The organism is Streptomyces sp. NPDC002577 (assembly GCF_053594815.1).
This window is the reverse complement of the sequence record NZ_JBSFWK010000043.1, coordinates 1-26,983: the sequence shown is the minus strand read 5'-3', so window position 1 is coordinate 26,983 and position 26,983 is coordinate 1. Positions and strand designations below refer to the sequence as shown.

Below are 26,983 nucleotides of genomic sequence, written 5' to 3'. Positions count from 1 at the left end.
CCGTCAGCCGATCTGGCTCGGTACGGTCCTCAGCGCCTGGTAGGCCGGGTTGTTGGCCAGCCCGTTCACCATCTGCTGAATGGCGTCGTCGTACTTGGTGCCGAATCTACGGCGGATGTCGTCGATGTCCATCTGCACCGCCTCGTCGATGCGTCCTCCGTCGATGAGCTCCTTCTGCCACATGCGCCAGGCCTGCGACGCACGGTAGCGACCGGTGGAGTACACGGCGCGGTGGTCCAGATAGTCCATCTGGATCGCCGGTCCGTCGCCGTAGGCGAAATCGGTCACCGAGTCCGGCGGGATGTGGTTGATCTCGGTCCCGGGGACGTTGTTGCCGGTGGCGGGGTCCTTGAGGTTCTTGTAGACACCGCCCTGGTACTGGTGACCGGCCGGCGCCCGGTCCTGTCCGCCCGGGCCGCAGCCGTTGTGGACGAGGAGTTCGATGCCGCCGGCGAGCACGTAGTAGTCGTGAACGCCGCTGACCGTGAGGTTGTGCACCCGGGCATGGCGGCTGCTCTGCTCCACCGCCGTGATCTGGACCCAGGTGCCTGCCGAGGTGCGCAGCCACATTCCGGGCTCGAGGTCACCGGCCTCGACCCACCGTCCCGCGTCGGGCAGCCAGTAGGCGTGCCCCTCCGTGGAGGTGATCTTGCCGGTCTTCCCCTCGGACTTCACGGTGAGGGTGACGAGCTTCTTGTCGCCCTCGTGCGAGCGGGTGTCGGTGACGACGCGCGTACGGGTGTCGTCACCTTCCACATCGGTGGCCTTGACCTCGTCGCCGACGACCAGGGCGTCGATGGCCTTGGTGCTGCCGTCGGCCATCACGACCTGCGTGCCCGGTACGAAACTGTTGACCTTGCAACTCGGTGCGGCCGGCTGGTCCTTGGGCGCCGGACCGCCCGGAGTCGTGTCCTTCGGCCTGGGCGGCGTCGCGGCATCCACCACGTCGTCGACCTTGTTCTCGGCCTTGCGGACGTCGTTGGCCGCGTCGAGCGCGTCGATGCCCTTGTCGACGTACCGGCCCGCCTTGACGGCGCTCGCACCGTACCCCGCGAGCGGAATCGCCGAGGTCAGGGAGAGGGCGGCGTCGACGTAGTTGCCCTCGGCCAGGTACCACAGGCCGTTGGCCACGTCGGCGACCTCACCGACGACCGGGACCAGGCCGACCACGTCGAGTGCCGCGTGACCGATGTCGGACCACGACATTCCGAAGAGGTGACCGTCCAGCTCCACGAACGTGATCGGGTTGCCGCCCGCGAACGAGTAGCGGTTGCCGGTGAACGGGTCCGTGGCCAGCGCCATGTCGCCGAGCGCGCCACCGTACATGTCCCGGGTGAGGAACCTGTTCAGCCCCGGATCGTAGTTCCGGAAGCCCATGTCGTAGGTTCCGCTTGCCTTGTCCCACCGGGCCGCGTTGAACCGGAAGGCGTTGTACGTCTCCTTCTCCGGGTTGGCTTCATCGGGCTTGTCCGCCCCGGAGAACTGCTGCTTGTCGTCGGAGCCGTAGGCGGTGTACCCGTACGTGGCACGGGTGTTGCCGTCCTCCTTCGTGATGGCCTCGACGTCGCCACGCGGGTGGTAGGTGTACTGCGACAGCTCCTTGGTGCCGTCGTCCTTGTGCTTGATCTGGGTCAGCTGCTGGTTCCACGGCGCGTACTGGTAGGACTTGTCGGCCTTGCCGTCGACCGTCTCCCGCAGCACCGTCGAGTCGATGCCCAGGTACGTGAACGCGGTCGTCTTGCCCTCCGTCCCGTCGGTCTGCTGGGTGACGGTGCGGTCGAAGGGGTCGTAGGTGTAGGTCGTGGTCCGCGCCGCGGCTCCGAAACCGGCCCGGTGTTTCGCCGTGCGGTCGAAGCCGTCGTAGTAGTACTTCTCGATGGTCTGGCCGCCGGCCGAGACGGTGTCCAGACGTCCCAGCGGGTCGTAGTTGTAGGTGTTGGTGACACCGCCAGAGGCCGAGGACAGCAAGCGGTTGCGGTCGTAGCGGTGGGTCGTCTGGACGTCGCCGACCGACTGCTCGACGACGTTTCCGTTGCCGTCGTAGCTGTAGGCCTCCGTGGACGAGGAGTCACCGGTCTTGGCGACCTCGGTGATCCGGTCCTGCGGGTCGTACTCGTAGGTGTACGTGTTGTCGATGTAGTCCGACGTGTTGTCGGCGTTCATCAGCTTCAGCACGTCCTTGGCGCGATGGCCGTTGAGCGTGTACTCGAGGTCGTGCTGGGCGACGGTCGTCCCGTCGGCCTTCTTCTCCACCTGCTTCTTGATGGAGCCGTCGGGGTAGTACGTGAGGTCGACGGTGTTGCCGTTGGGCTTGGTCTGCTTCAGCAGCTGACCGCGGGCGGTGTAACTGAAGCTGGATATCTGCTGGTTTCCCGCGGTCGGCGAGTCGGCGTTGGTGACCTTGACGACCTGGTCCCGGATGTCGTACTCGAACTTCGACCAGGTCAGGTCGTGGGTCGAGGTGAGCGGATTGCCGTTCTCGTCGTAGGTGAGGGCGGTGGTGTTCTTGACCGAGCCCGCGGCGACTTCCTCCACCTTGGCGATCCGGTTCAGCCCGTCGTAGGCGAGCCGGTAGGTGTCGATCTTCGGGCTCGGCGAATGGTCGCCGACCTCGACCATGTTGCCGTTGGCGTCGTACCGGTAGCTGAAGTCCTTCTTCTCGTTGTCGGTGTCACCCGTGTTGTTCCGGACCAGCTTCACGGCGTCGGCCAGCACGGTCCCGTTCGCCGCATCCGTGAGGGTGACCTTCTGCGGGCCGTCCTCGACGAAGGCGTAGCTGCCGAGCGAGACCCAGGAGCCCGTGTTCTTGGTCTGGTCGACCGTCTTGGTGACGCTGCCGCCGTCATGGTCGACCGTGAACTTGGCGTCGGTGGCCGCGCCCGTCGTGTTCGGGTACCGCACGAAGACCTCGTAGGTACCGTTCTGCGGGATGTTGAGCTGCCATACGAACTTGTCGGCGCCAGTGCCCGACGGATGCGAGTACGTGTCGTAGCCGTACTGCTTCTCGGCCTGGGAACGCGTCCAGTTGCCCTGGAGAGCTGTGTTGTTGAAGTCGGAGCTGTCCACGACCACCGCGGCCAGGCCGACCGGAACGCCGTCCTCGCTGCGCGACTTCTTGTTGCCGGACAGGTAGTAGTCGGTGGTGATGGTCCGGCTCTGGGAGCCTCCCGCCGAGGTCAGGGTGCTCTTCGTCTGCTGACCGAGCTCGTTGTAGTCGTAGGACGTCACGATGTCCCACGGGTCCTCGGCGGTCTTCGTCCATCCGTTGTCGTAGTAGCTGTACTTGGTGACGTTGCGGGTGGTCTGGCCGTCGGAGGGCGGAGCCGAAACCTCGGAGAGCTTTCCGACGGAGTCGTAGGAATAGAAGGTGCGGTCCGGCGTGCCGTACTTCGGATCGTCCCTGTCGTAAGGGGAGATCTCCTCCTTCACCCGGTTGAGCGCGTCGTAGCGGGTCTCCGAGGTGAAGTCGTCGGAGTCGTCCGTGGTGGCCACACCGCGCGCGGTGATGGTCCTGGTGGGATTGCCCACCTCGTCGTACTCGTAACGGACCGTGCGGTACAGCGGGTTACCGGAGCCGTCCTTGTCGCGCACGACCTTGGACTCGACGAGAGCGCCGCGCTCGTCGTACTTCGCCAGCGACTCGTTGCCCTCGGGGTCGGTCATCGACACGCTCAGCCCGTCGAGGTCGAACTTCGACGAGGTCGTGTTACCGGCGGCGTCCGCCGACGTGACGATCCTGTGGTTCAGGTCGTACGTGTACTTCGCGGCGTAGTCGTCGGGGTCCGCGGTCGCGTTCTTGCGGGCGTCGACGACCTTGGTGACATTGCCGACGTCGTCGTACGTCGTGGTCACCTTGTCGCCAGCTGCGTTGACCGTCTCGATCGGCTGGTAGACCGCGTCGTAGCGGACGGTCGTGGTGAAGTCGCCGGCCTCCGGCGTCAGATTGCCCTTGGGTTCGGTGGTGGTCAGGACGTTGCCGACCTTGTCGTACGTGGTCGTGGTCTTCCGGACCGGATCGGTCGCCTCGTCCTTGGGCAGGACGGTCTCGGTGACCTGGTCGGCCTTGTCGTACACCGAGGTGGAGACCGTGCCGTTCGGCTGCGACACCTGGACGATGTTGTCGTTGGCGTCGTAGACCGGTGCAGGTGTCGTGATGAAGACGCCGCCGGCCTGGTCCTTCGGCTCCTTCTTGATCAGCGGGCGGCCGTACACGTCGTAGGTCTGGGTGACCTCGGCGTCCTCGGCGTTGACGATCTTGGTGACGTTGCCGCGTTCGTCGTAGGTGAACGAGGACTCGGCGCCCAGCGCGTCGGTGATCGTGGCGGGGTAGCCGGTCGGTCCGAAGCCGCTGTTGCTGGTCGGATTGCCGTTGGCGTCCGTCGCCTTGTTCAGCTGACCGTGGGTGTCGTACTCGTAGAAGGTCGTGTAGTCGTCCGCCGTGGCCGAAGCGACACCCTTGGGGTCCGTGACCGACGTGAGGTTGCCGCGGGCGTCATAGCCGAACTGCCACGTGCGGCCCTCGGGGGACTTCTTCTGGAAGATGTCGGCGATGTAGCCGTTCAGCCCCGTGGCGTACACGAGCTTGCCGGCCGCAGTGCCGTTCTTGTTGGCCTCGGCCCCCTTCGTCTCCAGCAGATAACCGGTCTTCTGGTCGTAGACCCAGGTGGAGACGGCGCCGTTGGCCTCCTCCAGCCTGACGACGTTGTTGTCGGCGTCCCAGCCGAGCTTGGTGGTCTCCGACTTGGCGTTGGTGATCTGGGTGGGCCGTCCGTAGCCGTCCATGAGGTGCGTGGCGGTGTGGCTCTCCGCATCCGTCACCTCGGTCTCGATGAACGAGCCCGCGGTGCCGTCCGGGTCTGTGTAGACGTACCCCGTGGTGCCGCCCAGCCGGTCGGTGATCGTCTGGGTGTTCCAGTGGAACTTCGGGTCGTCACCCTCGCTCGGGTAGTAGTAGTCCAGCGAGGTCGAGTTCCCGCGCGGATCGGTGACCTTGACCAGCTTGACGTTCTTGTTGCCCTGGGTCGCGTCGTAGACGAACTTGAAGACCTTCGGCTGGGACGATCCCACGCCGTCCGTCAGCTCGCCCAGCAGGCCCTTGTCGCTGTAGACGAACTCGAGTCTGCGGCCCGAGATGTCGGTCATCGACTTGACGTGGTCGATGATCTTCTGGTTGGTGAGGTTGTTGCCGGTGACCTTCGTACCGGCGTCGTTGATGTACGAGTAGGCGTCGCCCTTGGCGTAGTAGTCGACCGTCAGGGTCTGCCGGCCGGTCGGGTCGGTGATGTACCGCAGGAACTTGACCGGCTTGTTGTTGGACTTGCGCTCCTCGTACGTGTACGTCTGCGTGTTGCCGTTCTTGTCGACGATCGACGTGAGGTAGCCGTCGCAGTCGAAGAAGAACTGGGTGCGGTCCGGGCGGGTCAGCGACCAGGCCTTCGGGTCGCCGTCCTTGTCCGGGGTGCAGTCCACGCCGGAGCCCTGCTGCAGCAGGTAGTGCACGCCTGCCGGGGCCTTCCAGGTCCCGTCGTCCTGCTTGCGGAAGATGTGCGCGGTGCCGTCGCCGTCGGGCAGCGTCACCTCGGTCGGGTTCGGGTTCGGGTGGAAGTCCAGGGCCGCGCCGAGCCGCACCGGGGAGGAGGCCTGCGCCGACCAGCCGGGGCCGAGCACCGTGTCCGAGGTGTCCTGCGAGTTGTACGCGAAGCGGACGAAGGTGGACAAGCCCCTGCCGGGGTTGTTGAAGGCGTTGTACTGCCAGACCGTGTTGCCCGCGTACAGGTTCGTCATCAGCGACGAGCCGGCGCCCGTGTTCTTGCCCGCGTACGAGTAGAACTTCTCCAGGCCGAGCTGGTCGGAGGTCGGGTCCTCGACCCGGACGTTCTGCGCGAGCGCGGGAATGTTCTCGGTGGCCGACAGCCAGGTGCCCGCGGTCTTGTTCCGCAGGTCCCACTTGAGGACGTAGTCGAGGCGCTTGTTGCCCGAGTCGCTGTTGATGGGCGTCTTGAGCTGCGCCTTCACGGTGACCGTGTCACCGGGGTAGACGTCCTTGGGCAGCGCCGTCTCGAGCTGGTTGCCCCCGGTGGTGGCGTCCGTGCCGTCCGGCAGCGACCAGGTGTACGACAGCACCTGGTCGGCGGCCTTCCACACCGAGGTGGTGGTGTTGGTGAGGGTGACGTCGACCGAGTACTGGTCGCCGGGGATCATCCGCGCCGGGGTGTCGGGCGCGTAGTACGTCGAGTCGGTGCTCTTGTCGATGTAGGTCACGACCAGCTGCGGGCGCAGCTGGGGCTCCTCGGCCTCCGAGGAGAGGAAGACCGTGCGCTCCTGCGGACCGGTGGCCGACTCGTCCTGCAGCCTGATCGCCACGCCCTTGTTGTTCGCAGGGTCACTGACCCAGGACTGGGCGAGCGAGGTGAGGTACCAGGACTGGCGCGCGGGGTCGTTGGTGACGGTGCCGACCGTGTCGGCGACCGCGGCGTTCATGTCGCCGCCGGCCGTCGTCCACGCGGTGCTGCTCGTGGCGTTGTTCCAGGACGCGGCGGTCTCGTCGAAGTCCCTGGTCAGGCCGTGGGCCTCGTAGACCGCTCCCGCGCTGCCCGTGGTGGTCGTGAAGCCCCACAGGTCCAGCTGGGCATCCAGCACCCGGGAGCTCGCCGGGATCGCGCTCACACCGGGGAACTTCAGCAGCGCACGCGTCTTGCCGTACGTGGACGAGTTGTTGCCGACCGACAGCCAGTTCTGGTTCAGGCCGGAGTCGGAGATCGTGTCGTGGCCGGTGGTGGGCTGGGCGGAGGACAGGGTGGTGTCGGTCTGCCCGGACTGGAGCACCAGCGTCGTGCGTCCCGCCTTGGGGAGCTTGACGATCTGTGTCGGGGCCGGGATGACCGTTCCGTCGCGGGTCTTGACCGCGACCATGTAGTAGAAGACGTTCCCGAACGCGTCCGCGGAGTCGGCCGGTGTCGGTGTCGCCGTGGTGTCCGTGAAGTTCGTCCTGTCCTTGGCCACGGGGGCGACCAGGGTCTGCGGGGACGGCGTGAACGTCTGGTAGATGCTGCGGTGCACCTGGTACTCGACGATGTCGTCGCCGAGGTTCGCCGACGGGTCGCTGTATGCGGACCAGTCGAGCTCCGCGCCGGTGGCGTGGATCACCTCGGGGGCGTCCAGGGTGACACCGGGGCGGCCCCAGGTGAGCACGAGCCGCGGGTAGTTGGCGACCTCGCCCTTGTACGCGTACTCGGCTGCCTCGTAGCGCGGGCCGCCCTTGGGCGCGGTGCTGCTCTCGTCGGCTGCCTTGACGACGAAGCCGTAGTTCGCGTTGGCGCCGTCGATCCAGGACTGGACGGTCTTGGTGACGCTGAAGGAGTTCCAGGTGTTGCTCTTGTTGGCTTCCTTGACGGCGACTCCGCCCTTGGTCAGGCGGACGGCGTCGGCGAGGACGGCCGTCGAGGTCGAGGCGGGGCCGTCACCGAGGACGACCTTGCCCGCGGTGCCCGCCTTGAACGGGTGCGTGCCGAGCGTCTTCCACTGACCGCCCGTGCCGTTGCTCTGGTTGACCGTGTACGCCTTGGTGCCGCCGTTGTACGTCACCGTGTACGGGGCGTTGGTGGCCCGGTCGGACGCGGGGACGTAGTGCACGTCGACCCGGTAGTCGCCGTCCTCGGGGAGGTTCGGCTGCCAGGTGTAGGTGTCCCCGGCGGTGGCGTCCTTGTTGTACAGGTAGTCCTGGTTGACCGCGTACTGCGTGTACGCCGTGTTGGTCGAGGCCGGCCAGGCGCCCTTGGCGGCTGTGGTGCCCGAGTCGCCGTCGTCGACCTGGACGGAGGTGCCGGACAGCTCGCCCGTGATGCCGCTCGCGTTGTTCCAGGTGGCGGTGGTCTCGTCCCAGGCCTGGGTTGCGCGGTGCGCCTCGAGGAGCACCTCGGTGTCGCCCGCGGTGTGGGTCTGGTCGTAGTAGAGGCGCAGGTCGGCGGAGTCCAGCTTGGTCCCGGCGGGCACGCTGCCGAGGGGGAACTTCAGCAGGGCGCGGGAGCTGCCGGCGGTGGTGTTGCCGACGGAGAGCCGCCACAGGCCGTCGTAGTTGTCGGACGGCCCGTCCGAGGAGATCATCACGTCCTGCGACTGGCTGACCGTCGGCGAGATCGAGATGGTCGGGTCGATGACGACCGGGTAGCTGCGCTTGTCCGAGGCGAGCCACTTCGCGTCGGGGCGGAGGGTGAGCTCGTAGCGCCCGTCGCGGCCGGACGCCTTGAGCGTCTGCCGCACCGCGTCGGTGCCGACGGTGCCGTACGGCGAGTCGGCCTTCTTCTTCGCGTCCGTCATGAACGGCGCGGGGATGACGAGATCCGGCCGGTTCGGGCCGGAGGCGTCGGTGTAGAGGGCGATGGCGCCGCTCGCCAGGCGCTGGGCGTTCAGGCCCTTGGTGGTGAGCGTGAACTCGTAGGAGGGGGCGCCCTTCGGGGGCCCGTCGAGGACGATGCCCTCCTTCACGGTGCCGTTCCCGACCGTGTACGTCAGGTCGGCGCCGTCACCGAGGGCGTTCTCGTACGTGACGGTGTCGCCGTCGGCCTTGGGGCTGAGCTTCCCGGCCCCGGCGCCCTTGAGGCCGATGACGACCCAGTGGCCCTTGTCCAGCTCGAACCGGACGAGTTCGCCGGGCCGTTCGCCGAAGTAGGTCTTGGCGAGGTTGGTGGCGTTGGCGTACCGGTAGCCGTCGCGTTCCGTGCCGCGCACGGCCGTGTCGATGGGCTTCCAGTCCTTGCCCGCCTCGTAGTGCGTGGGCACGGAGGAGACTTCCGACTGGATCCTGCCGTCCGACAGCTGCCAGTAGCGGGCGCTGGGGGTGCGTCTGTCCTTGAGCTCCTTGACCCGTTTCGGCTCGGGTCTGACGCTGCCCCGGGGCAGCTGCTCGTTGCTGGGCACTCCGGCGTCGGAGAGCTTCGGCGGCTTCGCCGGCTCCTGCTCGTCGTCGATGCCCAGCCAGTCCTTGAGGCCGCCGAGTAACGCCCGGCCGTCGGCGGGCGCCGCGAAGGCCGGTTGCGGGAGACCCGCGGCAAGGACCGACACCATGCCGGTCATCGCCAGAACGCGTCGTGCGCGTGGTCCGAATCCGTACATCGCTGCTTGCCCCGGATCCTTTCGGGAGCGGACAGGGTGCGGCGGCCGCCCGAAGGCGGTCGACGGCAGCGAGTTCTACAGAAGATGCGCGTGGGCATGTCAAGCGTGGGGACATCGCGGCTATACAGGGCATTGAGTGCCTGAAGAGCATCAATTCCCTTTTAAACAGGAAGTTTTGAGCCAGCCTTTACGTGCTGGCCAGCGACAGCTTCACCGCGAACCCCAGGAACAGCGCGCCCGCAGCCGACGTCGCCCCGGCCGACAGCCGCTTGCGGCGGCGGAAGGCGTCGGCGAGCCGCGTGCCGCTGAAGATCAGCACGCTGAGGTAGAGGAAGCTCGCCACCTGCGCGAAGGCACCGAGGACGACGAAGGAGAGGGCCGGGTAGGCGTAGGCCGGGTCCACGAACTGCACGAAGAAGGCGACGAAGAACAGGATCGCCTTGGGGTTGAGCAGGCTGACCACGACGGCCCGGCGGAAGGGCCGCTCATAGGCGGCGGCCGCAGCCGGTGCCTCGTCGGCGAGGGTCCTCTCCCTCCGCGTACGCCACATCCCCCACGCGGCCCGCAGCATCCCGATCGCGAGCCAGCTCAGATAACCGGCGCCCGCGTACTTCACGATCCCGAACAGCAGGGCGTTGCCCTGCAGCAGCGAGGCGACACCGGCCGCCGAGAGGGTCATCAGCACCGCGTCCCCGAGGAACACACCGCAGGCCGCCGTGTACCCGGCCCGGATGCCGCGCCGCGCGGCGACCGACAGGACGTAGAGGGAGTTCGGCCCCGGAAGGAGGACGATGAGGACAAGCCCCGCGAGATAGGTCGGAAGGTTGGTGACGCCAAGCATGAGGCGGAGTGTCGCACGCGGGTACGGCACTCCGCCTTCGGGTATCGGGGGGTGGGACGACGGGACGTCAGCCGTCGCCGTCGAGGAGGGTGTCCACGGGCAGTTCGAGGGTGACGCCCACGGACTCTGGCACCGGGACGCTCTGGCCTCGCTTGTAGGTCTCGGGCTTGGGGTACTTCCCGTCGACGGGATCCCGAAAGAGCAGAACCTCGTCGTGCTTGCGGTCGGCCACGATGTACACAGGGATTCCGGCCTGGGCATAGCACTCGACCTTGGGGCCGAGATCGTCGGACCAGTTCGACGACGTTACTTCGACGACCATGCGGAAGACATTCGGGGCGTAGTAGTTCTTCGTGACATGGGCGTCGCGGAAGTCCGCTTCGACGAGGGAGAAGTCAGGGATCGCGAAGTCCTCGGGCAACGTGGGCAGCCAAAGCCCGACGCCCTGGACATACCTGAGCCCAGCCTTTCGGGCTCCAGCCGTGTGGAATTCCACGACCAGCCAAGACAACGACAGCGCATGCGAGCCGTCCGCCGGCGGTGTCACAGTGAGCCTCCCCTGGAGAATCTCCACGCGGTGCCCAGGCAGTGCACGGGAGAGCAGGTCGGCGGCTTCGCCCAACGTCAGCTCGTGTTGCAGTACAGCCACGGCATCCTCCATTTCGGAGCTCACTCTTCACGAGAGTAACCGGAGCCGGACGAGTTCCGCCCCCGATCACTCATACGAAGGAACCTCCCAGGTCAGAACGCATCCGACGGCACATACGTCCCCCAAACCTCCCGCAGCGCGTTGCACACCTCGCCCACCGTCGCGCGGGCCCGCAGGGCGTCCTTCATCGGGTACAGGACGTTGTCCGTGCCCTCGGCCGCCTTCTTCAGCTCCGCGAGGGCCGTGTCCACGGCCGCCTGGTCGCGCTCGGCGCGCAGCTTCGCCAGGCGCTCGGCCTGCTGGGCCTCGATCGCCGGGTCGACGCGGAGCGGCTCGTACGGCTCCTCCTCGTCGAGCTGGAAGCGGTTGACGCCGACCACGACGCGCTCGCCGGAGTCGGTCTCCTGGGCGATGCGGTAGGCGGAGCGCTCGATCTCGTTCTTCTGGAAGCCGTGCTCGATGGCGTTGACCGCGCCGCCCAGGTCCTCGACCTTGCCCATCAGCTCCAGGGCGGCGGCCTCCACCTCGTCGGTCATCTTCTCTATGACGTAGGAGCCCGCGAAGGGGTCGACGGTCGCGGTCACGTCCGTCTCGTAGGCCAGGACCTGCTGCGTACGAAGAGCAAGCCGCGCGGACTTGTCCGTCGGCAGCGCGATGGCCTCGTCGAAGGAGTTGGTGTGCAGGGACTGGGTGCCGCCGAGGACCGCGGCCAGGCCCTGGACTGCCACGCGGACCAGGTTCACCTCGGGCTGCTGGGCCGTCAGCTGCACACCGGCCGTCTGCGTGTGGAAGCGCAGCATCAGCGACTTCGGGTTCTTCGCGCCGAACTCGTCCCGCATCACCTTCGCCCAGATACGGCGGGCGGCGCGGAACTTCGCGACCTCCTCGAGGATCGTCGTACGGGCGACGAAGAAGAAGGACAGACGCGGCGCGAAGTCGTCCACGTCCATGCCGGCCGCGACGGCCGTGCGCACGTACTCGATGCCGTCCGCGAGCGTGAACGCGATCTCCTGCGCGGGCGAGGCGCCGGCCTCGGCCATGTGGTAGCCGGAGATCGAGATGGTGTTCCACTTCGGGATCTCGGTCTTGCAGTACTTGAAGATGTCCGCGATCAGCCGCAGCGAGGGCTTGGGCGGGAAGATGTACGTCCCGCGGGCGATGTACTCCTTCAGCACGTCGTTCTGGATCGTGCCCGTGAGCTTGTCCGCCGGGACGCCCTGCTCCTCGCCGACCAACTGGTACATGAGGAGGAGCAGCGCCGCCGGGGCGTTGATCGTCATCGACGTCGACACCTTGTCCAGCGGGATACCGCCGAACAGCACCCGCATGTCGTCGACCGAGTCGATCGCGACGCCCACCTTGCCGACCTCGCCGTGCGCGATCGGCGCGTCCGAGTCGTGGCCCATCTGGGTAGGCAGGTCGAAGGCGACCGACAGGCCCATCGTGCCGTTGGCGATCAGCTGCTTGTAGCGGGCGTTGGACTCCACGGCGGTGCCGAAGCCCGCGTACTGGCGCATGGTCCAGGGGCGCCCGGTGTACATCGACGGGTACACACCGCGCGTGAACGGATACGAGCCCGGCTCACCCAGCTTCTCGGCGGCATCCCAGCCCCCGAGGGCGTCCGGACCGTACACCGGCTCGATGGGCAGTCCCGACTCCGACTCCCGCGCCATGGTTGTGCCTCCCGCTGAGTTACTCACTGGTTAAGGACCGACCTCGCCACGGACTGTAGTGGGGGGCGTGCGGCCAGTGGAGAGGCGCACGCTGGGACCTTGCTCACAGACTCCCTGACGGTCTCGTCACACGCCTCCCGACAGCCCTCGGGGCGGCCGGCTCGCACGCTCTCCGACACGGCCTCTCACACGCTCTCTCTCCGGCTCTGCCACAACCATGCCTCCGCGTTCGCAACCGGGCGCGCCCGGGAAGCATCTGAAGGGGCATACGCAACGTACGGGAACGGTGGAATCCACGGGGGGATCCGATGCGCGCGTCCGTCACACATACACCCGTCGTACGCGCGTCACTGGCTGCGGCCGCCGCGCTCGCCCTGATGGGCTCGGTGGCCGGCTGCACCGCGCAGGCCGCCGGCTCGGACGAGAAGGCGCCGCCGGTGCGCACCTCTCCGACGTCCGCGGGCCCGGACAAGCCGTCCGCGGAGACCGGTGACGCCAAGCCGAGCGGTTCGCCCACCGCGTCCGCCACACCCGAGAAGCCCGAGATCCTCATGGCTCGGGGCGACACGGGCGGGAAGGTCCGCGAACTGCAGGCGAGGCTGCACGCGCTGAAGCACTTCGACCGCTCGCCCACCGGCTACTACGGCTCGGTCACGGCCGCCGCCGTCTCCGCCTTCCAGGGCGCGCACGGCCTGCCGCGTACGGGAAAGACGGACACCGAGACCTGGCGGAAGCTGCGGAGCCTGACGGACACCCCCACCCGCGACGAGCTCTACCCGCCCACGACGCTGCCGGTCGCGAAGCCCGATCCGCGCTGCATGACGGGCCGGGTGCTGTGCATCAGCAAGAAGAGCCGGACGCTGTCGTGGATGGTGGACGGGAAGGTGCTGTCGTCGATGGACGTGCGGTTCGGCTCGCAGTACACGCCGACCCGCGAGGGCACCTTCACCGTGTACTGGAAGTCCCGGCACCACGTCTCGACGATCTACCACACCGCCATGCCGTACGCGATGTTCTTCAGCGGCGGCCAGGCCGTCCACTACTCCGCCGACTTCGCGGCCCGCGGCTACAGCGGTGCCTCGCACGGCTGCGTGAACGTACGGGACGAGGCGAAGATCGCGAACCTGTTCGCGCAGGTGCGGACGGGCGACCGGGTGGTCATCTACTGGTGAGAAGGGGCGCGGGTGGGACCGGGGGAACGTGTCCCACCCGCGCCAATAGCGCCGAGCCGTGGGTACGGGGGGAACCCTGGCTCGCGCCTGGCCGATGACCAGTCGGCTCATTTCTTACAGCGCCGGAGCCCCCAGAAATGTCACACCCATTTTTCGAGCAGCAGAAAGGCGGGTGTTTCCGCAGGTCAGGGACCTGATGCCGGAAGAGGCACGGAGACGGCGGCGCCGGCCGCGGCCGGTTCGAAAGCCAAGATGGCCGGAAATCGACCACGCCGGGGCGAACGGGCCGCGACCGGGCAGGGCGGCCGCTGACGGCTTCTGCCGGGCAGGCCGACTGCTACTGGGCGACTGCGCTATTCGGCGACTGCTACTACTGGGCGGGCAGCGCGCTGTACGACGCCGTGGCCGTCGGCTCCTGCGTACCGTCCGACTCGAGAACCGTCGGCATGCCGGTGGGCGCGGAGGTCTCCGAGGCCGAGCCGACGGTGTCCGAGCCGCTGCTCTGGGCGGTTTCGGCCGTCTCGCTCACGTCGTCCTCGTCGTCGCTCTTGTTGCTGTTGCCCTTCCCGGAGCCGTCAGCGTCTTCGCCGTCGCCACTGCTGCCGGCCGAGCCCTTCGCGTTGTCCTCGGCATCGGCCTGCTTCAGGACCCGTCGACAGAAGGGGGCGACGCTGCCGGCGCCGTTCCCCTTCGCGGCGTCCTCGAGATAGGTCCACTTCTCGTCGTCCAGCTTCTTGCCGGCGCTGTAGTCGCGGCAGAGGGCAACGGTGTGCTTCCACCGCTCGGCGGCTTCCTCGCTGCGCCCGGCCTCGCCGTTGCCGGGCTGCTGGGACCCGTCCCGGCCGACGGCCTTCGGCGAGCCCGCGTCACCACCGGACGCGCTCGCGGAGCTGGAGGGATCGGGCGTGCCGGAGCCGCCGTCGGCCTCCGGGACGTCGGGCGTCAGGGACGCCGACGGGTCCTCCGGGGAGGCGACGGAGGAGACGGACACGTCCGGACCCCGCTCGTCTTCACCGCCGAACAGCGACGGCAGCACCCCGGAGCCGGCCGCCATCGCGACCCCGCCGATCATGCAGCCGGCCAGCAACGCTGCAAGTGCGAACCGCACAGGCCGGCCCCAGCCACGGGCGGAGGCCGGGGCAGCGCGGTGCGCGCCACGACGATCGGCGCCGGCGCGACCGAGGTGTACGGAACCGCCGTCGAGGAGGTCCGCGGCACGACCGGGCGCGCGGCCCCGCTTCTTCTCCGGATGGTGCACACGCTCCGGGCCCTCGGCGTCCCGCGCGTACTCCGCGTGCTGCACACCGCGCTCGGCACGCGCCTGCCGGAAAGCCGCCAACGCCGCGGATTCGCCCGGGAGTTCGGCAGCGACCGGGGAACGGCCCTCGTCCGTCAGCGCGCGTAGCGCCGCGGCGAGGCGGTGGGCCTGGGGCCGCGCCTGCGCGTCGACGGGCTCGCCGCTCAGCAGACGCTCCGCGGCGTCGCCGTCCAGCCAAGTGCCGGACGTGCCGTCGGACGGACCGCCCGCCGGGCGGTCGGGCGTGAAGGAAGGCGTGGGGCCGGGGGTATGCCCCGGCGTTCGGCCTCCGGGCGTCCGGGGGTTGCCCGCGGCGGAACCACCGGCGTCCTCGCCCCCCGGAAATCCACTGCGCTCGTCGGCCATCACATGTCCTTCTGCGTCCGCAAACGCGAATGCGTCACACCTGCGGACGTCACCGCTCGCCTGTGCGTCTCTCTCTGGGGTGGTACGGCGCTGAGTGCGTCCGTGTTCTCCGGGTCGTCACCGAGCAGCTCGGCGAGCCGCTTCAGACCGCGGTGTGCGGCGGTCCGGACAGCGCCGGGACGTTTGCCCAGCGTCTCGGCCGCGCTCTTGGCGTCGAGCCCTACGACGACCCGCAGGACGACGGCCTCGGCCTGGTCCTGCGGGAGTTGCGCGATGAGCGAGAACGCGTTGCCGGTGGCGAGGGCCTCCATGGCCTCACCGGCGGTGTCGGACTCGGCCGCCTTGCCCGCGAGCTCGGTCTCGTCCCCGCCTATCGCCGGGCGGCGCCCCCGCATCCGTATGTGGTCGAGGGCACGGTTGCGCGCTATGCGCGCCGCCCAGCCCCGGAACCGGTCCGCATCCCCGCTGAACCGGTCGAGATCGCGGGCTATCTGCAGCCACGCCTCCGATGCGACGTCCTCGGCATCGGGATCCCCCACCAGCGTCCGTACGTACCCCAGGAGCCGTGGATGCACGGCTCTGTACACAGTCCGGAAAGCGCTCTCGTCTCCGTGCTGTGCCGCAAGCACCGCGGCGGTCAGCTCCGCGTCGTCCCCCAGCACTACGCCCCTTATGCGCCTAAACCGGCGCCGCTTTCGCGGACCTGGTCGTTCGCCGTCGTGGTTCCTCGATCGTTGCTTGCGGTCCTGCCTCGCAGTCCGGCGCGAAAGGCACGCTACGGCCTGAAACGGGGCCTCGTCCATGTCAGTACAAGATGCAACTATCTCCCGGCGGAATGCGTGCCGAAACGGGGTGTGACAGAAAACGCACGCACGGCGCTGAACTGAGTACGGGCCGCCGCGCGGCCCGTGCCGCGCGACGGCCGGGGCCTCTCCTGTGGGGGGTGGCGGCCTCGGCCGTTGCCAGCGGCTCGCCTGACGGCGAGTCGAGCGGAGCCGGGTCGCCCGGCGTACCCGTAAAACCGCCAGGCCACCCAAGAACAGGCCGGGGACACGCCGCGGCGGCTCTCTGGGGGACAGGCGGCGCCCGAGAGGCAAGTCGCCCGGAATCGAGCGGGGTGCGCAGAGCGCCCGGCGGCCCGCTCTAGCCTCCGGCGCCTGCGGCAGTCGCCTCCCCTGACTCCGCCTTGGTGCTGCCACCGCCCTTTCCGGTGGACTTCTTTTCGGCCACCACGCTTTTCTTGGCGGCTGCCGCGGTTTCCTGCACCGTCTTCCCGCTGTTACCGCCGTTACCGTTGTTCCCGGTCCCGTCGTCGGCTGCGGCACTCTCGGTCTTCTTTTTCTTGGCGTCCTTCCCGGACGCCAACTGCTTGTCGCAGTACGCCTCGACCGACGCCTCGCCGCCCGCCGCGTCCACCAGACGCCGCCACTCCGCCGCATCGAGGCCGCGTCCCCGGCCCTTCCCCTTCCCCGTCCCCTTCCCGGAAACGTAGGCGCGGCACAGAGCCTTGCTGTTCTTGGGCCCGGCGGCCTTGTCGCGGCGGCCGTCACTGCCCGTCGAGGGGGACTCCGGCGGAGTAATGCCGCCACCGGAGGACGAGGGCCCGGCAGCCGACTCCGCGCCCGCAGTAGGCCGCTGGACCGTCCGCTGCGGACGCGGGCGCTCACTGTGGTCGTCGTCCACCGGCGCACCGAGCACGCCCATCGACGCCATCGCCACACCACCCAGCGTCAGGCTGCCCAGCAGCGCCCCGAAAACCGCTCGCAGCGAGCCTCCGGGCCTGCGCCGCCCGCGCGGCCGCCAGTCGTCGCGGCGGCGGGTGCGGGAGGGACGGGGCACCGCTCCGTCACGCGCCGCGCGGAAGGCGGCGATGGCACGCGCCTCCGCGTCGGTGTCGACCCGGCCGGCTCGCACGGCCGCAGCCAGGAGAGTCTCCAGCCCGGTCAGGGGGTCCTCCGCGGCATCCCGGGCAGGCTGCGGATCCGACGCAGAAGACGCTCCCGAGGTGTCGGACACGTCCGGCGCCTGCCGTGCCCGCGGCAGCCTCGGGGCCACCGACGCACCCGGTGCGCGCCCCGGGGCCGACGCTTCCGGCGCGCCGCCCTGCGGGGCGGGGGCACCCGGCGAGCCGCTCGCGGCCCGCTGTGTCCCGTCCCCGCCGCCACCCTTGTCCAACGTGCCTCACTTACCCAACATGCCCGAAGAGGAGTTCTAGTTCATCTCGAATCACCCAGCGTTCGCGGGCCCTCATCCGTCACACCACCCGCTTTGGCATCCGTCACACCCCGGGCGCCGAGCCGCTCGGCGAGGCGCCTGAGGCCGCGGTACGCGGACGTACGGACCGCGCCCGGCCGCTTGCCGAGCACCCGCGCGGCCGCCGGGCCGTCGAGGCCGACCACGACGCGCAGCAGCACGGCCTCCGCCTGGTCGCGCGGCAGGTCGGCGATCAGGGCGAGCGCGGCTTCGGTCGAGATGGACTCCAGGGCCTGCTCGGGGGTGCTGTGCGTGCTGGGCAGTTCGAGCATGTCCTGCTCCAGGGCCGCCGCGCGCGGCCGTGCCTTCTGCCGCCGCAGATGGTCCAGCGCGCGATGCCGGGCGATGGTGGCGGTCCAGCCGCGGAACCCCGCGCCGTCCCCGCGGAACCGCCCCAGGTCCCGGGCGATCTCCAGCCAGGCCTCGGCGGCCACGTCCTCGGCGTCGTCGCCCACGAGTCCGCGCAGATAGCCGAGGAGCCCCGGCTGCACGAGGCGGTACGCGACGGCGAAGGCGACCTCGTCGCCCCGCTGCGCCCGTGCAACGGCCGTGGCCAGCTCCCCGTCGGGCACCTGCACGCGACGGGGTTCCCCTCCGTGGACCAACCGCTTTCCTCTTCGCGCCGACGCGACACAGATCACCGTGCCCATGCCCCCACGATGATCAGCGTGCCGCCTCACAGAAATGTCACAGCTGTTGGCGTGTCGGGCGCAATCCGGCGTCTGAGACACGGGAGTTCGGCAGAAGCGGTCCTCCTCTCCGCCACGTGCGGGACTCGGCGCGATGTGTCCCCGGCCCTCGCCGGGGTCGGGTCAACTCGCCTTCCGGGCCCGCCCGTGGAGCGTCAGATAGAAGGTCTGCAACGACTCCTCCGGCCCCACGTCGAACCGGTTCACCACACGGCTCAACGGGCTCCACACCCGCCCGTCGGGCATCCGTACACCCACCGGCTGCCCGAAGTAGGCGCGCTGACTCTCGTCCAGGTCCACCCAGGCGCCGCCGGTCCGCCGCACCAGCACCTCGCCCACGTACGCCCCTAAACCGAACAGCGCCCCCGCCACTCGTGCCCGTTCCTGGCCGCCCTTGCGCAGGCCGTCGACGAGGAAGTCGACGAGGCGCAGGCTCGCGACGGAGTAGTCGAGCGGCAGCGGCAGACGGCGTGGTGCGCCGGCGGCCGTCGCCTGCGCGACGAAAACGGCGGCATGCCGTCGCATCTCCCGCGCCTTCGGCACGTGTCTTTGATCCTCACCCATTGCGGTCCCGTTCTTCGCGGCTCCCGAACTCCTGGTTGACCAAGCGGATTTCGCCTCGTGAACATCACGCGCCACAGACGTGCCGATTCTCACGCTCTGGATTCACGCATTCCGCACAACCAATTGAGCCCGTCATGAGTCGGCGACCTCTCCACGACCCTTCACGGCCTCAACTGATGGAGCTCTCTCGGCTCTTGGGCACGGCAGAGCCGGTTGTCAGTCCCGCCTGGCACCATGCGGTGCATGGACATGAAGGCCATGAACCCGCCGTACGGCTCTGACTCCTTGCACATCAGCCACTTCGCGGCCCTCTTCGGACCGCCGTCGCCCGAAGCCGTCCCCGTGCCGGTCGACTGGGACGAGGTCGAGTCCTGGCTGGGCCTGCGCCTGCCCACCGACTACAAGGCGGTGGTGTCGGCGTACGGCCCGTTGGACATAGGCGAGTTCATATGGCTGCACGCACCATGCGTCCAGGAAGGCCGGTTCGACTATGCGGCCTGGCTGCGCGACACGCACCGGCACGGCCGCGTCTCCTGCGAAGAAGCGCCCACGCGCGAGCCACGGGTGTTCCACCCCGACCCGGGCGGGCTGCTGGCCTGGGGCACCACGCGCGCGACGAGCAACCTGTTCTGGGACACCTCGGCGTCGGAGGACCCCGACGAGTGGCCGGTGGTGATGTTCCATCAGGACGCGGTGTACGCGGGGGTGGACCCCTGGCAGAGCTACGACGCCGCGCTGCTCGACGTACTGACGACAGCCGTACGCGACGGCCTCCCGCTCCCCGGCGGCGGCACCCTGGGACCGCTTCCGCCGACCGCGCACCGCACCGCGTTCCTGCCCGACCCGAAGCCCTGGACCCCGCCACCGCCCCGCCCCGTGGTACCGCCCGAGCGCCGGGCGGCGCTGACCGAGGGCACTGGCTTGGAGGCGCTCACCACCCTGGTGCCCCCGCCCGAGAACCCCTACCTCGGAGAGGGCTCCTGGGAGGAGCTGTACGAGAAACTGGGCACCCGGCTCCCCGCGGAGTTCGTCACCTTGATGGAGCGCTACGGAGCGGGCACCTGGACCGGCTGGCTGGACGTCGAGCCACCTTTGCAGCCGGGCCGCGGAGGCTTCGCCGACGAGTGCCTGCAGCGCCTGAAATGGCTGGCCGAGTTCCATGTGGACTACCCCCAGTTCCACCCGCACCCGGCCTGGCCGGCTCCGGGTGGCTTCCTCCCCTTCGCCTCGACCATCGACGGCGACCTGGTGGGCTGGCTCACGGAGGGTCCCGACCCCGACGCCTGGCCTCTCATAGTCGCCCCACGCCACGCCGACCAAGGCCCCCCACTCCCCGGCAAGCTGATCGAGACCCTTCTGGAGTGGCACCGAGGCCGCTTCTCAGCGGAGGGCTTCCCGCGGTTCAGAGGGGTGGCGGACCAGCTGGAGTACGTGAGATTCGAGGCGTGGCACGATCAGTGAGCGCGCACACCGCGATGGCCGTGACGAGGAACGCGGCCATGGCCTGCAGCAGAGTCGCCTCGTAGTACGGGCCGGTGGTCCAGCGGACGACGGTGTACGCCACGGCTGCGCCCGCCGGCACGGCGCAGCCGAGTTGCCCCAGCAGCATGAGGACGCGGCGGTGGTCGCGTTCCCCCGGCACCGGGACCGGGGCGGACCCGTCCCGCAAGGCGTACAGGCTCGCAAGAGTCGCTGTCAGCAGGCCCGCTCCGGCGGCCAGTTGCGGCGTACCGAAGGTGACTCCGTACCGCACGGCGAGCGCCGGTACGAGGAAGAGGGACAGCCAGCGGCGGAGGGCGTGGCCCACGAAACTGATCGCGGGCCCTGGGGGGTGGCGGGCCGGGAGCCGGAGAGCGATCAGACGGCAGACGATCAGTGCGCCGAGTGCGGCCACAGCGAGCGGCAGACGGTCGTCCAGCCTGCCGAGGTTGTAGAGCAGCGCCGTGTCGTACACGACCAGGACGAGGACTCCCAACGCACCCAGTGAGCCGATGAAAAGCAGGAGGCCGGGAGCGGTCAGCGGACGTGGTCGGACGGTGTCGCGGGCGGCCATGCGGGCCATGAGCGGCGGTGTGAGGACGGCCGAGACGGCCCGGATGACGAGGTCGTCCGCCGTGTAGGGGTTGTGCAGGTCCCATTCGACGGTGCAGAACACCGCCGTGTACGACAGCGCGGCCAGGGGCAGCAGCGGTGACCGGATGGTCCGCCGGTACACATCGGCGTCCAGCCAGCGCAGGACCGTCGCGAAGGCCAGCAGGACGAAGGGCAGCTCGACGAAAGCCTGTACGCGCAGGACGGACGGGGCGAGGAGTGCCGGTGCCGGGAAGTGCTCGGCAAGTGAGCGCAGGGCAGGGTTGTCCACCGCCAGTTCGAACCATCCGGTGGGCAGATAGCGCGCGATGAACGACGGGTTTCCGCCGTGCACGCGCAGCACGTACACGGTGAAGAGCACCTGGTTGAGGTAGACCGCCACGGTCACGGCGGCCAGGCCGGCGAGCGGCGGGACGGAGAGGGAGCGGGAGCGGGACCGGGAGCGAACTCCGGCCGGGACCGAGGCCGGGGCCGGGTCCGGATCCGGGCGGCGGGCCAGAGCCCGCGGACCCAGGGCAAGGGAGATCAGCACGGACGCCAGAACTGTGACGTCCACGAGGACCTTCACCGTCATCCCGTCGCTCCCCCGCTCCCCCGCTCCCCCGCTCCCCCGTTCCGCAGCCTGCTCAATTCACGTCGGCCGGAGGCTTGATGCTCCCGTCGAACACTCCCTTGTTCTCCTCCCTCACATCCTGCGCGTACGTGATGTTCTGGCCTCCATAGGGGATCAGGAAGCCGAACTGGAACCTGTGGGATGTGATGCGGTACGTGGCGGCGTCCAGGACCAGTGTCTGCTTGAGGCTGGAAAGGGTGAGCTGATCGTCGGTCGCCGAGACTCCGGCGCTGCGGAGCTGCTTCAGGGTCGGGTTCAGCTCTCGGACCGCGGCCTTGACGTAGGCACGGTCCTGCACCTGCGGCAGTTTCCGTGAGGACATGCTCACCTGAAGCGTGACTTCGCCGCCGTTCCGGGTCAGCGTGACATCGCCGCCGGATTCCTTGAGATAACTCCTGAACTCCCCGATGGCGGCGAGGGGGTCTTCGACCTTGTTCTCCATCTCCGGATCGGAGGCGGGTTGCTTCTTCCAGCCCGCGGTTCCCTCCTTCACGTATCCCGTGCCGTCGAGCACGAAGATCTCTTCGGGTTTGCGGGCGCCCTTGCTGGTGGTGGTCGTCCCTGTCGAGTGGAAGGCGTCGTCGGGGACCAGGGTCCGCCGCACCGTGGATTCATAGGAGGCGCCGCTCTGCTGCCCCTGCAGGACGAGGCTCTCTTTTCCCCGCACCGCGAACGTCCAGCCCTTCCCGGCGGCCATCGCTTCCTCGGCCCGGTCAAGGAACTCCTGCGGAGTCTCCGGCGGCTTCGGCGACGGCTGCTTCTTCACCCCGGCCGCACCGGCGGTCGCCTTCGCCGAGGCGACAGGGTCAGAGCCCGAGCCTTCGCCGTCACCGCCTCCACCGCAAGCGGACGTCGCCGCCAATACGCCGACTACGGCAGTGCTGATCAGAACGTGGCGCGGCCGGACGTGCACGGTGTGCTCCTTGCTGGGGGCGCGGGTCGCGGACGGGCGAGGTTCTAACCACCGGGCCTCAGCAGAATCAAGCCAACGAACATTCGAAACATTTACCCACTCCGGTTGTGCTGCCGACTCGGCACGGGCTGACGCAATCTCACAGTGACTTGGGGTGCAGGGGGTTTGAGGGTGCCGTGAATCCGGCATGGTGGAGCTATGTCGGAGACGCGCTGTATGGCTTGGTGGGTGCTCTCGGGGGAGCAGTTATTGCCGCGGCTGCTGCCTACATGGGCCCTCTGCAAGTGCAGCGCCGGACGCTTGAGCAGGTTCGGGAGGAGGCGGAGCGGGCGCGGCTTGACCAAGAGGCCGCACGCGCTGAGGCTCGACGGCTCGCGGAGGAAGAAGCACGCGCTGCCGAACAGCGTGAGCACGTAGCGAGGGCCCGTGCTGACCGGGACGCGGCCACCGCCCGCATTATTCGCATTCGCACGACAACCCGAGACTGGGAGCAGCTACTTGACCGCTATGTGCAAGATCTGATGTTGCAGCATGCCAGCACACCAGGCCCGTCGCTCCGAGACTTCGACGAGGAACTGCAGGTAGTGCGACGAGCCGCGCAATCGGCCGTCGACGAGGCGGTTCACGACGGCCTGCGCCTGCCCCAAACGCCTCTCAGTCCGGTATACATACGGTCCATAGGGTCGGAAGAGCCCAGGCCTGAAGATATTTCGGCCACCTACGCTCTTGACCGGACATCGACGCTGATGCGTCGGACCTTGCTCACGCAAGGTGCCCCGACTCCGGAACAGATAAGCGAACTGGAGCAGTCCTTGGACGAAGCCCGGAGGGCACGCCACGGACTGAATTCACTGCTGATGGAAGCAGTCGAACGCACCGTTGCTCCGGATCTACCCTCTGCGTGAACCATGCGCTTGGCACCGCTCAACGTTTGATGAGACGCACCCAACCTTCGGTGAGACGGAACAGCGATACGGCCAGTAGGCGCAGAAGGTAGCTGTCGACGGGTGGGCGTTGGCAGACTGCGCTGCCATGGAGCTGATCGGGCGGGGGCGTGAGGCGGATGTGTACGCCCTGGACGAGGACCGTGTGCTGCGACGTTTCCGGGACGGCCGTCCGGTTGAGGATGAGGCACGGCTCATGCGGTGGCTGGCCGCGCAGGGCTACCCGGCCTGCTAGCCTTCCGGAGGCCGTGCGAGAGAACGAGGAGGTGGTACCCGTGAACGTATCGACATGGGTGCTCTCCTCCGGGGTCACGGTCGGGCGATAGGTCGTCCGGGAGCGCCGTTCTGTGCACTCCCGAAAGGCACAACCATGCGTTTCACGTCTGAACAGCGCCTCGACGACGGCGTCCTCGAACGCGAATTCACCCTCGGCGAGATCCCGGGCATCCTGTGGACGCCTGAATCCGACGCACCGGCACCGCTGATCCTGCTCGGCCACCCTCCCCTCGGGCTGCGCAGGATGTACCCCCGACTGGTGGCCCGGGCCCGGCACTCTGCGGCGGAGGGCTTCGCCACGGCCACCATCGAGCTCCCCGGAAGTGGCGACCGGCCCCGTTGGCCCGCCGTCGAGCAGGCCCGCGCCGACCTGCGCCGGGCTATGGAAGCCGGCGAGCCGGTCAGCGACGAGATCATCGACGCCCTCATCCTCCCGCTCGTCGACAAGGCGGTCCCGGAATGGCAGGCCGCCCTTGACGCCCTCCTGTCGCTGCCCGAGATCGGTGGCCCGGTCGGGTACTCGGGGGGAGTGATCTCCATCGGCGTTCGCCTTGCGGTGGTCGAGCCGCGCATCGTGGCCGCCGGTTTCTTCGCCGGGAGTCTCGTGCCTCGCTCCATGTTCGAGGAGGCCCGGCAGGTCACCATTCCGCTGCATGTCCTGCTGCAGTGGGACGACGAAGGGAACGACCGGCAGGCGGCCCTGGACCTGTTCGACGCCTTCGGCTCCAAGGAGAAGACCCTGGAGGCCAATATGGGCGGTCACACCGGCGTCCCGCAGTTCGCGGGGGACGCCGCGGCCCGGTTCTTCACCCGGCACCTGAAGTGAGGCCGGGTCGTCCGGCCGGCCACAGACGGTAGGCGCTGTCGGCCAGAACGCCGCCATCGAGGACGGGTCCCGGCCTCTCCCCGATGGCGGCCGGCAGATGCACAAGCGCCCCGACCGGCCATCGGCGGTACCGGCCGGTCGGTCTCGTGTACGCACTGTCACTCACCACCGGCCCCCGTACCGCCTCACCTTCTGTCTCAGCCACGCCCTCATCTCCGCCTCCTCGTCCGGAGACGCCGTACGCAGATCGTGCGCCGCGATCGTGGCCACGAAGTGCACGAACCGCACGCGCCGCAGCTCGCCGTCCACTCCGATCACCTTTCCCGGGCCGTAGACATCGGTGCCGGTGTGGGCGACATACGCACCCTCTTCGAACTCCATGTGCGGCGTCCCCATTGCCATCGCACCGCCTCTCGCGCTGTGTGCCGAACCGCTCACAGAGTGGCGTCACCGCAGGTACGCTCGCCAGTGGACGCAGAGTGACAACTGCGATGTCACATCCCGGAGTTGCGTATGGCAATCGAGGACAATCCCGGATCCCGTTCCAGTTACGGAGAGGAGCTGCGCCGCCGACGCGAGGCGGCCGTGCTCACGCAGGAGGAGCTGAGCGTGCGGGCGATCATGTCACGCACGCACATCGCCCACATTGAGGCCGGGCGCCGGCGGCCGTCGGTGGAGGATGCGCGGCGGCTGGACGAGATCCTGCATACGGGCGGCGTCCTGGAACGCTTCCTGCCCACACTGGACGGCCGCAGAGTGGCCGAACACTTCGAGGCTGCCAAGGAGTTGCAGCAGCAGGCGACCGAGATCCGTGAGTACTCAGCCGAGCTCGTTCCGGGCATTCTCCAGACGGAGGGGTACGCCCGGGCCGTGTTCCAGACACGGTTCCCGCCCATGACCGACGAGGAATGTGACAAGGCCCTTGTCACACGCCTCGGTCGGGCCCGCATCCTCGAAGACCCCTGGTCACCTGTGGTATGGGCACTCTTGAACGAAGCGGTGTTGCGGCGGCCCGTAGGCGGTCCGGCAGTGATGGCTGAGCAGTTGAGGCACATCGTCGAGTTGGGTGAGCGGCGGCGCATTCGCGTGTACGTGCTCCCCTTCGGTACAGGGGCTCACCCGCTGATGGAGGGCGCAGTCTCTCTGATGTGGTTCGAGGACCTGCCACCGATTGTCTACGTCGAGGGCTGGAAGACGGGAAAGGTCTGGGAGCTTCCGTCGGTGGTGCACCAGTGCTTGTCCGCCTACGATCTCGCCTTGGGCGACGCTATGTCGCACCAGCAATCTCTGGACCTGATGCGATCCGTTGCAGAGGAATACGAGCATGAAGCGCGCTGAGCCCATCATCCCGGACGCCTCAGTTCTCCCGATATGGCGGAAGTCCAGCTACAGCGGTGCGAATGAGGGCAACTGTTTGGAGGTCAACGACACCGCCCTCCCCGCCTCCGTCCCCGTCCGCGACAGCAAGAACCCCCACGGACCGGCCGTCGTCTTCACCGCCCCCGCCTGGACTTCCTTCGTCACCGCGGTCAAGAAGAGCGCCCTCGCCTGAGCCTGCCGACGGCAACGGCCCGCCAGGCGAACTGGCGGGCCGTTGTCATTCTTTGTTCCAGGTCAGTCGAGCTGCTGGAAGAAGGGGCCTTCGGGAGCGAAGTTGCGCGAGCAGACGCCCACGTCCTCGCCCCTCAGATACGCCAGCATCCAGTCGCTGAACGACATCGCGTACTCCGCGAATTCGCCCTCGTCACTCCAGTAGACGAAGATCGACCACGGCTCGGAGGCACCCTTGGGGACCCGGAAGAACATGGTCTCCCCCGATGCGGAGGTACCCCAGGGAAAGAGCTCCCCGGGACCCGTTCCCACCGGATGGATCACCATCTCCTCCGGCGCGTGCGGCCAGGCCTCGATGTCCGACCTGATCAGCTGCCCCAGATTCGCCCGTGCCACGCCCGGGTGCTTGGTGACGACCTGATTGTTGATCCGCACGGGACCGTATGCGTCGCAGAACTCACGGAAGTCCCGGGGGAATTCGATACCGAGCTCGTTCTCGAGCCGGGACCATGCCTCGGGATCGAACGTCCCGTTCCGCGGTTCTCCGAGCAGCGCCTTGATGTCCTCAAGGGCGGCCATTGATATCTCCTAGCATGTGACGCCGTGGCGGGCCTTCCGCCCAGTGGCCTACCCATCCGGCGTGGCGTCGTCTGACTCTCCGGTCAACTGCTTCAGCGTTCCCGGGTAGTTCTCGCGGAGCATCCTTAGCAGAGCCGCACGTGCGACGGGGCCGCAGAACCACTGCGCCCTGAGCAGGTTCTCGCGGCTCTCCAGGAACTGCTCGTAGACCTCGAAAAACAGGGCGTTCTGGACGTACGTGTCCGGATTCTTCGCGAGACCTTCGACGAACTCGAAACAGCCCGCCAGCGCTTCCTGGTCGGCCGGTTCCTCCTTCAGCCGGGGCAGCAGGACCGGACGCACGAACGCCATGGGCAGGAAGTCGAACAGATCCGACTCCTCCCCGTCGGGCCATGCCTCGAAGTTCGATCGCTGAGGCTCGGGGACATCCCGCAGAACCTCAGCGGTGTGCGGCACCACCCTGAGATACACCCGGACGACGTCCGCGAACTCGATCTTCTCCAACTGACTTCTCCGCAGTTCCAGCATGGTGCGGGGGGCGGGGTCTGTCGCGCACCGCCGGCGGTGCGCGACAG

Annotated in this window: 20 protein-coding genes; 6 read left to right on the top strand and 14 right to left on the bottom strand. The window is 68.4% G+C overall.

Annotated features, from left to right (window positions below; translation table 11 throughout):
* Window positions 1-3: 3 nt before the first annotated feature.
* The 4 genes from ACWD4J_RS35110 to ACWD4J_RS35095 form a co-directional block, all read right to left on the bottom strand.
* Complete coding sequence (locus ACWD4J_RS35110) at window positions 4-9,063, bottom strand: golvesin C-terminal-like domain-containing protein (protein ID WP_451399594.1); 9,060 nt, start codon at window positions 9,061-9,063, stop codon at window positions 4-6.
* A gap of 235 nt (window positions 9,064-9,298) precedes the next feature.
* Window positions 9,299-9,952 carry a leucine efflux protein LeuE gene (gene leuE / locus ACWD4J_RS35105; RefSeq protein WP_451399546.1) on the bottom strand — a complete coding sequence of 218 codons (654 nt, stop codon included), beginning with the start codon at window positions 9,950-9,952 and terminating at the stop codon, window positions 9,299-9,301.
* 67 nt (window positions 9,953-10,019) lie between these two features.
* Complete coding sequence (locus tag ACWD4J_RS35100) at window positions 10,020-10,613, bottom strand: Uma2 family endonuclease (RefSeq protein WP_451399545.1); 594 nt, start codon at window positions 10,611-10,613, stop codon at window positions 10,020-10,022.
* Window positions 10,614-10,693: 80 nt separating this feature from the next.
* Complete coding sequence (locus tag ACWD4J_RS35095) at window positions 10,694-12,274, bottom strand: acyl-CoA mutase large subunit family protein (protein WP_451399544.1); 1,581 nt, start codon at window positions 12,272-12,274, stop codon at window positions 10,694-10,696.
* Window positions 12,275-12,582: 308 nt separating this feature from the next.
* Between ACWD4J_RS35095 and ACWD4J_RS35090 the strand changes: the two genes are divergently transcribed.
* Window positions 12,583-13,446, top strand: coding sequence for a L,D-transpeptidase family protein (locus ACWD4J_RS35090; protein WP_451399543.1), 864 nt, complete (start codon window positions 12,583-12,585; stop codon window positions 13,444-13,446).
* Window positions 13,447-13,816: 370 nt separating this feature from the next.
* Here the strand turns inward: ACWD4J_RS35090 and ACWD4J_RS35085 are convergent, their stop codons facing one another.
* The 5 genes from ACWD4J_RS35085 to ACWD4J_RS35065 all read right to left on the bottom strand — a co-directional run bounded on the left by ACWD4J_RS35085 (window position 13,817) and on the right by ACWD4J_RS35065 (window position 18,576).
* On the bottom strand, window positions 13,817-15,109 hold the full coding sequence (locus ACWD4J_RS35085; RefSeq protein WP_451399542.1) for a hypothetical protein: 1,293 nt from the start codon (window positions 15,107-15,109) through the stop codon (window positions 13,817-13,819).
* Window positions 15,109-15,771, bottom strand: coding sequence for an RNA polymerase sigma factor (locus ACWD4J_RS35080; RefSeq protein WP_451399541.1), 663 nt, complete (start codon window positions 15,769-15,771; stop codon window positions 15,109-15,111). The genes ACWD4J_RS35085 and ACWD4J_RS35080 overlap by 1 nt, the downstream gene beginning before the upstream one ends.
* Window positions 15,772-16,252: 481 nt before the next feature.
* Entirely contained in the window at window positions 16,253-17,125 is an 873-nt protein-coding gene (locus tag ACWD4J_RS35075) for a hypothetical protein (RefSeq protein ID WP_451399540.1), read from the bottom strand.
* A 200-nt stretch (window positions 17,126-17,325) separates the two neighbouring features.
* Window positions 17,326-17,967 carry an RNA polymerase sigma factor gene (locus tag ACWD4J_RS35070; RefSeq protein ID WP_451399593.1) on the bottom strand — a complete coding sequence of 214 codons (642 nt, stop codon included), beginning with the start codon at window positions 17,965-17,967 and terminating at the stop codon, window positions 17,326-17,328.
* 207 nt (window positions 17,968-18,174) lie between these two features.
* Complete coding sequence (locus ACWD4J_RS35065) at window positions 18,175-18,576, bottom strand: hypothetical protein (RefSeq protein ID WP_451399539.1); 402 nt, start codon at window positions 18,574-18,576, stop codon at window positions 18,175-18,177.
* A gap of 282 nt (window positions 18,577-18,858) precedes the next feature.
* On the opposite strand from ACWD4J_RS35065, the gene ACWD4J_RS35060 reads away from it, so the two are divergent.
* Window positions 18,859-20,076 (top strand): SMI1/KNR4 family protein, encoded by a 1,218-nt coding sequence (locus ACWD4J_RS35060; protein WP_451399538.1) that lies wholly within the window; start codon window positions 18,859-18,861, stop codon window positions 20,074-20,076.
* On the opposite strand, the gene ACWD4J_RS35055 is transcribed toward ACWD4J_RS35060, so the two are convergent.
* Window positions 20,018-21,280, bottom strand: a complete 1,263-nt coding sequence (locus ACWD4J_RS35055) for a hypothetical protein (RefSeq protein WP_451399537.1) — start codon at window positions 21,278-21,280, stop codon at window positions 20,018-20,020. The genes ACWD4J_RS35060 and ACWD4J_RS35055 overlap by 59 nt on opposite strands.
* A 52-nt stretch (window positions 21,281-21,332) precedes the next feature.
* Window positions 21,333-22,232, bottom strand: coding sequence for a hypothetical protein (locus ACWD4J_RS35050; RefSeq protein ID WP_451399536.1), 900 nt, complete (start codon window positions 22,230-22,232; stop codon window positions 21,333-21,335).
* 1,032 nt (window positions 22,233-23,264) lie between these two features.
* On the opposite strand from ACWD4J_RS35050, the gene ACWD4J_RS35045 reads away from it, so the two are divergent.
* Window positions 23,265-23,411: a phosphotransferase gene (locus ACWD4J_RS35045; RefSeq protein WP_451399535.1), complete on the top strand. Its 147-nt coding sequence runs from the start codon at window positions 23,265-23,267 to the stop codon at window positions 23,409-23,411.
* 135 nt (window positions 23,412-23,546) lie between these two features.
* Complete coding sequence (locus tag ACWD4J_RS35040; RefSeq protein WP_451399534.1) at window positions 23,547-24,278, top strand: alpha/beta hydrolase family protein; 732 nt, start codon at window positions 23,547-23,549, stop codon at window positions 24,276-24,278.
* Window positions 24,279-24,440: 162 nt separating this feature from the next.
* On the opposite strand, the gene ACWD4J_RS35035 is transcribed toward ACWD4J_RS35040, so the two are convergent.
* Entirely contained in the window at window positions 24,441-24,659 is a 219-nt protein-coding gene (locus tag ACWD4J_RS35035; protein WP_451399533.1) for a hypothetical protein, read from the bottom strand.
* A gap of 132 nt (window positions 24,660-24,791) precedes the next feature.
* On the opposite strand from ACWD4J_RS35035, the gene ACWD4J_RS35030 reads away from it, so the two are divergent.
* Together ACWD4J_RS35030 and ACWD4J_RS35025 are read left to right on the top strand one after the other, a co-directional pair.
* Complete coding sequence (locus tag ACWD4J_RS35030) at window positions 24,792-25,616, top strand: helix-turn-helix domain-containing protein (protein ID WP_451399532.1); 825 nt, start codon at window positions 24,792-24,794, stop codon at window positions 25,614-25,616.
* Window positions 25,603-25,830, top strand: a complete 228-nt coding sequence (locus ACWD4J_RS35025) for a DUF397 domain-containing protein (RefSeq protein WP_451399531.1) — start codon at window positions 25,603-25,605, stop codon at window positions 25,828-25,830. The genes ACWD4J_RS35030 and ACWD4J_RS35025 overlap by 14 nt, the downstream gene beginning before the upstream one ends.
* A 62-nt stretch (window positions 25,831-25,892) precedes the next feature.
* Here ACWD4J_RS35025 and ACWD4J_RS35020 read toward each other — a convergent pair whose 3' ends face one another.
* Both ACWD4J_RS35020 and ACWD4J_RS35015 read right to left on the bottom strand, forming a co-directional pair.
* Window positions 25,893-26,408, bottom strand: coding sequence for an SMI1/KNR4 family protein (locus ACWD4J_RS35020; RefSeq protein ID WP_451399530.1), 516 nt, complete (start codon window positions 26,406-26,408; stop codon window positions 25,893-25,895).
* Window positions 26,409-26,456: 48 nt separating this feature from the next.
* On the bottom strand, window positions 26,457-26,912 hold the full coding sequence (locus ACWD4J_RS35015) for a hypothetical protein (protein WP_451399529.1): 456 nt from the start codon (window positions 26,910-26,912) through the stop codon (window positions 26,457-26,459).
* Window positions 26,913-26,983: the final 71 nt, after the last annotated feature.

Excerpts from the sequence above, each read along its gene's own strand:
- ACWD4J_RS35020 (WP_451399530.1), bottom strand. The coding sequence starts at position 26,408 with ATGGCCGCCCTTGAGGACATCAAGGCGCTGCTCGGAGAACCGCGGAAC.
- ACWD4J_RS35065 (WP_451399539.1), bottom strand. The coding sequence starts at position 18,576 with ATGCGACGGCATGCCGCCGTTTTCGTCGCGCAGGCGACGGCCGCCGGC.
- ACWD4J_RS35030 (WP_451399532.1), top strand. The coding sequence starts at position 24,792 with ATGGCAATCGAGGACAATCCCGGATCCCGTTCCAGTTACGGAGAGGAG.
- ACWD4J_RS35085 (WP_451399542.1), bottom strand. The coding sequence starts at position 15,109 with ATGGCCGACGAGCGCAGTGGATTTCCGGGGGGCGAGGACGCCGGTGGT.
- ACWD4J_RS35045 (WP_451399535.1), top strand. The coding sequence starts at position 23,265 with ATGGAGCTGATCGGGCGGGGGCGTGAGGCGGATGTGTACGCCCTGGAC.
- ACWD4J_RS35095 (WP_451399544.1), bottom strand. The coding sequence starts at position 12,274 with ATGGCGCGGGAGTCGGAGTCGGGACTGCCCATCGAGCCGGTGTACGGT.
- ACWD4J_RS35040 (WP_451399534.1), top strand. The coding sequence starts at position 23,547 with ATGCGTTTCACGTCTGAACAGCGCCTCGACGACGGCGTCCTCGAACGC.
- ACWD4J_RS35055 (WP_451399537.1), bottom strand. The coding sequence starts at position 21,280 with ATGACGGTGAAGGTCCTCGTGGACGTCACAGTTCTGGCGTCCGTGCTG.
- leuE (WP_451399546.1), bottom strand. The coding sequence starts at position 9,952 with ATGCTTGGCGTCACCAACCTTCCGACCTATCTCGCGGGGCTTGTCCTC.
- ACWD4J_RS35090 (WP_451399543.1), top strand. The coding sequence starts at position 12,583 with ATGCGCGCGTCCGTCACACATACACCCGTCGTACGCGCGTCACTGGCT.
- ACWD4J_RS35060 (WP_451399538.1), top strand. The coding sequence starts at position 18,859 with ATGGACATGAAGGCCATGAACCCGCCGTACGGCTCTGACTCCTTGCAC.
- ACWD4J_RS35035 (WP_451399533.1), bottom strand. The coding sequence starts at position 24,659 with ATGGAGTTCGAAGAGGGTGCGTATGTCGCCCACACCGGCACCGATGTC.
- ACWD4J_RS35100 (WP_451399545.1), bottom strand. The coding sequence starts at position 10,613 with ATGGAGGATGCCGTGGCTGTACTGCAACACGAGCTGACGTTGGGCGAA.
- ACWD4J_RS35110 (WP_451399594.1), bottom strand. The coding sequence starts at position 9,063 with ATGGTGTCGGTCCTTGCCGCGGGTCTCCCGCAACCGGCCTTCGCGGCG.
- ACWD4J_RS35025 (WP_451399531.1), top strand. The coding sequence starts at position 25,603 with ATGAAGCGCGCTGAGCCCATCATCCCGGACGCCTCAGTTCTCCCGATA.